This is a genomic window from Streptomyces sp. NPDC059994 (assembly GCF_042737755.1).
Lineage (GTDB): Bacteria > Actinomycetota > Actinomycetes > Streptomycetales > Streptomycetaceae > Streptomyces.
On record NZ_JBHWUR010000197.1, the window covers coordinates 1 to 6,020 of the forward strand.

The following is a 6,020-nucleotide window of genomic DNA, read 5'->3' on the forward strand; positions in this document are numbered from 1 at the left end:
TTTTTTCGGGGCTATGTTGTTGGGGGGTGGTGGTTTGGGCTGGGGTGTGTGGGGGGGGGGGGGGAGAGGACTTCCCGCCCCGCCCACACGTCTACGGGGTCCGCACGGCTACTGGGTCCGAACGTCTGCTGGACGCACCCTCTACTGGGTCTCGCTCAGCACCGCGAGTACGGCCGCCTCGTCCGGCGCTCCCGCCAACCGCACTCGGAACTCAGGTCCATGAGCTGGCGCGAGAGCCGTGCCAGGATCCGCAGGTGCTCGTCCCCCGGCCGCCGGCCCCGGCACCGAGATCATGAAGAGCAGCTTGGCCTTCACCCGTCCAGGGCGCCCCACTCGATCCCCTCGGAGGACCGGGCGAATTCCACGGTCGGCGTCGCCACCGCATCCGTCTCGGCGTGCGGAATCGCGATCACCTCGCCGAGCCCGGTCGTGCCCGGCGCCTCACGCGCCGACGCGACCAGTACGAGCTCGTCGACATCCCGTACGTTCCCGCTGCGGCCCGCAGCTCGACCATCTCCCGGATAGCAGCCTCCTTCTCGCCCGCTGCCAGGGTGACCTTCACGGTGTACGGGGTGAGGTAGCCGGATAGGACTTCGCGGGAGTCGGCGGGGGCGCCGGAACCTGCGGGGCCTTCGGAGCCTTCGGGGGCGTGGGATCGGCCGGAACTCCTGGAGCCGCCGGGACGTTCATCAGGAGAATCGCCGACACCGCTCGCACCGGAAGCGCCCCCGGTACGGCCCGGAGTCGCGGCGGCGGCAAGGGCTGCCCCCGGAGCCACCCCAACCGGAACGCGGTCGACGGCCATCGCCGCATCCGCGGCCAGTGCCACCTCCCCACCCGCGACGCTCACGGCTAACCCTTGCTGCCCCTCCTTGATCCTCTTTGGGAAGGCTCCCGACCCTGAATGTCTCCACCTCGCCATCCGGGACGGGCTGGGGGCGGCTGGGCCGATCGGTGTAGATTCGTGACCAGAGCCAGACGTCGCTGCTGATGGCGGTCGGTCGGTACGCCACGCGCACCGGCCGAGGGAGAGAGGGCCTCCGACGGACTGCGCTGTGAGCACGACGGGCACCGCTGGGTGCCCACGGACACTCCGGTGTCCACCCGGACATCGTGATGTCCGCCGGGCACCCGTTGGCGCCCGCGTGGCCGTTGCCGTGCCCAGGCGCGCCCGCAGACCTTCCGTACCCACCCTCGACCCACCTACGAGGAGCAGCTCGCCATGACGACTGTCGACGCCGGCCAGGACTTCAAGGTCGCCGACCTCTCCCTCGCCGCCTTCGGGCGCAAGGAGATCACCCTCGCCGAGCACGAGATGCCCGGCCTGATGTCGATCCGCAAGGAGTACGCCGCCACCCAGCCGCTCGCCGGCGCCCGGGTCACCGGCTCCCTGCACATGACGGTGCAGACCGCCGTCCTGATCGAGACCCTCGTCGCCCTCGGCGCCGAGGTCCGCTGGGCCTCCTGCAACATCTTCTCCACCCAGGACCACGCCGCCGCCGCCATCGCGGTCGGCCCGAACGGCACCCCCGAGAACCCCCAGGGCGTCCCGGTCTTCGCCTGGAAGGGCGAGACCCTGGAGGAGTACTGGTGGTGCACGGAGCAGGCCCTCACGTGGCCGAACACCCCGACCGGCGGCCCGAACATGATCCTGGACGACGGCGGTGACGCCACGCTCCTGGTCCACAAGGGCGTCGAGTTCGAGAAGGCCGGTGCGGCCCCGGACCCGTCCACCGCGGACAGCGAGGAGTACGGCTACATCCTCACCCTGCTGAACCGCACCCTCTCCGAGAACCCGCAGAAGTGGACCCAGCTGGCGTCCGAGATCCGCGGCGTCACCGAAGAGACCACGACCGGTGTCCACCGTCTGTACGAGATGCACCGCGACGGCACCCTCCTCTTCCCTGCGATCAACGTCAACGACGCGGTCACCAAGTCCAAGTTCGACAACAAGTACGGCTGCCGCCACTCCCTGATCGACGGCATCAACCGCGCCACCGACGTCCTCATCGGCGGTAAGACCGCCGTCGTCTGCGGCTACGGCGACGTGGGCAAGGGCTGCGCGGAGTCCCTGCGCGGCCAGGGCGCGCGAGTGATCATCACCGAGATCGACCCGATCTGCGCCCTGCAGGCGGCGATGGACGGCTACCAGGTCACCACGCTCGACGAGGTGGTCGACAAGGCCGACATCTTCGTCACCACGACGGGCAACAAGGACATCATCATGGCCGCGGACATGGCCAAGATGAAGCACCAGGCCATCGTCGGCAACATCGGCCACTTCGACAACGAGATCGACATGGCCGGCCTCGCCAAGATCCCCGGCGTCGTCAAGGACGAGGTCAAGCCGCAGGTCCACACCTGGACGTTCCCCGACGGCAAGGTCCTCATCGTCCTCTCGGAGGGCCGCCTGCTCAACCTGGGCAACGCGACCGGCCACCCGTCGTTCGTGATGTCCAACTCGTTCGCGGACCAGACCCTGGCCCAGATCGAGCTGTTCACCAAGCCCGAGGAGTACCCGACCGACGTCTACGTGCTGCCCAAGCACCTCGACGAGAAGGTCGCCCGCCTCCACCTCGACTCGCTCGGCGTGAAGCTCACGACGCTCCGCCCCGAGCAGGCCGCGTACATCGGCGTCGAGGTCGATGGCCCGTTCAAGTCGGACCACTACCGCTACTGATTCCGTAACTGACGGACTCAACAGCCGCGGTACCGAGAACGTAGTACCGAGAACAGCGGTACAAGGCAGGCCCCCGGACCCCCGTGCCGGGGGCCTGCCCCGTACCCCGCTCTGTACAACGGTCCACCCCTACGCCCCCGAGGACCACAAGACCCCATGCCCCGCGGCCGGTATTCGCTTCACGATCCGCACGACCACACCCCCCTCGGCGAAGAACACTTCCACTGCGCGCCCGGCCCCTCCGGCTGGCGCTACGTCTCTCAGATCACCACCCCCTCCGGCGATCCCGCCGGCTCCGTCGACCTCGCCCTCGACGACCTCGGCCGCCCCATCCGCCTCGAACTCCACGCCGGAGGCTGGCAGGTGCGCGGCGCCGCCCTCGACGGCGTCACCTGGGTCCGCACCGACCCCACCGGCACTCACGCCACCGAAGGCAACGTCCCCGCCCACGCCTTCACCGGCATGTCCCCGGCGTTCCTCATCGCCACATCACGTCTGCTCCGCCTCACCCCCGGTTCCCCCGCGACCCGCGTACGCCTTGTCGCCTTCACCGACCCGGTCCTCGCCCCCCGCACCCTCGACCAGTCCTGGGCCTTGGTGAACAGTGAAGCGCACGCCACTGACAACGGCCCCCTGGCCGTGGACGAGTACCAGGTCAGCGCCCTGGACACGGGTGAACAGCACGTCGTCCACATCGCCGGTGACGTGGTCCTCGCGGCTCCCGGAATCGAGCTCGAATCCCTCGAAAGCCCGCCGACGGCCTGGGCGCGGTAGGCAGCCCGAGTGTGGGCGCGCCAAGCAGACGCAGCCGGATGACCTGTACGGATGGGGCTGACGGATCGGGTCAGTTGATTCAGACAGGCGGCACGAAGCCCGTGGCGGACCGAGTATCGGGCTCGGGCTCGGCCTCGGGCCCCGGCTTCGGTGCCGAGGAGGCGGATGCCGTGCCCGCGGATGGCATACGCGGGGGAGCGGCGGTCCGGACGGGCGCGCCCGCGATGTGCGCCGCGCCGTGAGGCGCCGACGCGGCAGGACCCGGGGCCGAGGCCTCGCCCATGGCCGCTGCCCCGCCCACCGCCGTACCGGAATCCCCGTATCCGGCGATGCCGCCGGCCCCGCCCGCCGCCCGCACCGCCCCGAACGCCCGCCGCGCGTCCCGAGTCTGCCGCTCGGCCATCACCGCCGCCAGATACGCGGCCGGAGGCACGCCCTGCGGCGCCGGCGCCCCTGTCCGCGCCACCAGATCGTCGGCCAGCCGGACCGCCATCGCCCAGCTCACCTGCGCGTCGAGCTGCCCCATTCGCGTCAGGTACTGCCGTACGGCCAGCCACAGCGCGTCCGGCACCCCCGACAGATCGAGCCCGGAGAAACGTCCCATCAGCCAAGGCGGAGGAGGCGGCACGGCGGCGGCCCGTCCGACCGGCACCCTCTCCCGAACGACCAGGGTCCCCGCGAACACATCTCCGATCCGCCGCCCCCGCTCCGAAACCAGCGACGCGATGCAGGCGACCACCCCGAAGGTCAGCAGGATCTCCACCACGCCCATGGCCCCGCGCACGAGCGCGTGCCGGAAGCGGATCGGCCCTCCGTCGTCGCGCACCACCCGAAGGCCACAGGCGAGCTTCCCCAACGAGCGTCCATGCGTCAGCGTCTCGACCGCTATGGGCGCTCCTACGAGTACGAGGACGAACAGGGCGACGGCCATCGCCGCCTGCGCGGCATCGTCGAGCGACGCGGTGGCCAGCAACAGTGCGAACGACACGATCAAGTAGGCGGCCCAGGCCACCACCATGTCGATGAGGAGCGCGAGCGCGCGACTGGGCAGCCGCGCGGGCCGCAGCCCCAGCACGACCGCATCCCCCGTGACCAGCGCACTCACCGGTACCCACCCTTCGCCGTCGCCGCCAAAGCGGCGACCTTCCCGGACCCTCGAAAAGCTCAGTCTGCCAAGCTGGCCCGCAGCGCGCCGCAGTAGTACGGACCGTACGCACCCAGTGCCTGGAGCAGCAGCCGACCATGGACCTCGACGTCTTCGTCACCGCCCACCATCCCGAGTGGGACCGACTCGAACAGCTACTGCGCCGTGGCCGCCGACTGTCCGGCGCCGAGGCCGACGAACTCGTCGCCCTCTACCAGCGCACGTCGACGCACCTCTCGCACATACAGTCCTCGACTCCGGATCCGCAGCTCACGGCCCGTCTCACCCAGCTCGTCGCCCGTGCCCGCGCCACGGTGACCGGCACCCGCCGCGCCTCCTGGCGCGACGCCGCGCGCTTTCTGACCGCCGGATTCCCGGCAGCCGTCTATCGCGCGCGTAGATGGTGGATTCCGGCGGCCCTGCTCTCGACCGCGCTGGCCGCGATCATCGGCTGGTGGATCGGCACCCACCCCGAGGTCCAGTCGTCGATCGCCGCTCCGGAGACGCTCAGGGACATGACACGACCCGGTGGTGAGTACGAGACGTACTACTCAAGCCACCCCGCGGCCTCCTTCGCGGCTCAGGTCTGGACCAACAACGCGCAGGCAGCCGCGATGTGCCTGGTCCTGGGCGCCTTCCTGGGGCTCCCGGTCCTCTGGGTCCTTTTCTCCAACATGCTGAACCTGGGCGTGGGCATCGGCCTCATGTCCTCGGCCGGCCGCCTGGACACCTTCCTCGGCCTGGTCCTCCCGCATGGCCTTCTCGAACTGACCGCCGTCTTCGTAGCGGCGGGTACAGGGCTACGCCTTGGGTGGACCGTCATCGACCCCGGCCCCCGCGCCCGCCGCGACGCCCTCGCCGAGGAAGGCCGCGCGGCCCTGGGCATGGCCATCGGCCTGGCCCTGGTCCTGTTTGTCTCAGGCCTGATCGAAGCCTTCGTCACGCCGTCGGGCCTGCCCACCTGGGCCCGCATCACCATCGGCATCGCCGCCGAGCTGGCATTTCTCTTGTACGTCTACGTGCTCGGCGGCCGAGCAGTACGCGAGGGCGAGACGGGCGACGTCGACGAACCGGACCGCAGCGCCGGGCTTCCCACTGCCGCGTGATGTGCGTACGACCCCTCTGACCTGGTACTGTCCTCTTCGCCCACAAAAACTGTTGACACAGTTCGCGTGGGGAGGTAGATTCAAACGGTTGCGCGGGACTGGACAGGTCCGGGCGCACTGGCTAACATCTATCTCGCTCTCCCCGGGAATTGAATTTCTCGAAGAAGAGCCATCTCCGATTGATTCGAACCACGAAGCCGATTAGCTCGGCCGAAATGCTTCTGATAGAGTCGGAGTCGCCGGAAAGGGAAACGCGAAAGCGAAAACCTGGAAAGCGAGTCCCGCTGACTGGGAATCGGACACGAAAGAGTCTGAT

The 6,020-nt window shown here is 69.6% G+C and carries 6 protein-coding genes; 4 read left to right on the plus strand and 2 right to left on the minus strand.

What is annotated here, in order from left to right; genetic code table 11:
• Nucleotides 1–311 precede the first annotated feature (311 nt).
• Complete coding sequence (locus ACFWA7_RS39515; protein WP_385549831.1) at nt 312–413, minus strand: hypothetical protein; 102 nt, start codon at nt 411–413, stop codon at nt 312–314.
• Here ACFWA7_RS39515 and ACFWA7_RS39520 point away from each other — a divergent pair.
• From ACFWA7_RS39520 to ACFWA7_RS39530, 3 genes are all read left to right on the plus strand, one after another.
• Nucleotides 396–581: a hypothetical protein gene (locus ACFWA7_RS39520; RefSeq protein ID WP_385549846.1), complete on the plus strand. Its 186-nt coding sequence runs from the start codon at nt 396–398 to the stop codon at nt 579–581. The two genes, ACFWA7_RS39515 and ACFWA7_RS39520, sit on opposite strands and share 18 nt — an antisense overlap.
• A gap of 641 nt (nt 582–1,222) precedes the next feature.
• Nucleotides 1,223–2,680, plus strand: coding sequence for an adenosylhomocysteinase (ahcY, locus tag ACFWA7_RS39525; RefSeq protein ID WP_385549828.1), 1,458 nt, complete (start codon nt 1,223–1,225; stop codon nt 2,678–2,680).
• Between the two features lie 156 nt (nt 2,681–2,836).
• A complete protein-coding gene (locus ACFWA7_RS39530) occupies nt 2,837–3,454 on the plus strand; it encodes a hypothetical protein (protein WP_385549825.1) in 618 nt (205 codons plus the stop codon).
• A gap of 79 nt (nt 3,455–3,533) precedes the next feature.
• On the opposite strand, the gene ACFWA7_RS39535 is transcribed toward ACFWA7_RS39530, so the two are convergent.
• Entirely contained in the window at nt 3,534–4,559 is a 1,026-nt protein-coding gene (locus ACFWA7_RS39535; protein WP_385827998.1) for an RDD family protein, read from the minus strand.
• Nucleotides 4,560–4,696: 137 nt separating this feature from the next.
• On the opposite strand from ACFWA7_RS39535, the gene ACFWA7_RS39540 reads away from it, so the two are divergent.
• Nucleotides 4,697–5,704, plus strand: a complete 1,008-nt coding sequence (locus tag ACFWA7_RS39540; protein ID WP_385828000.1) for a stage II sporulation protein M — start codon at nt 4,697–4,699, stop codon at nt 5,702–5,704.
• Nucleotides 5,705–6,020 lie beyond the last annotated feature (316 nt).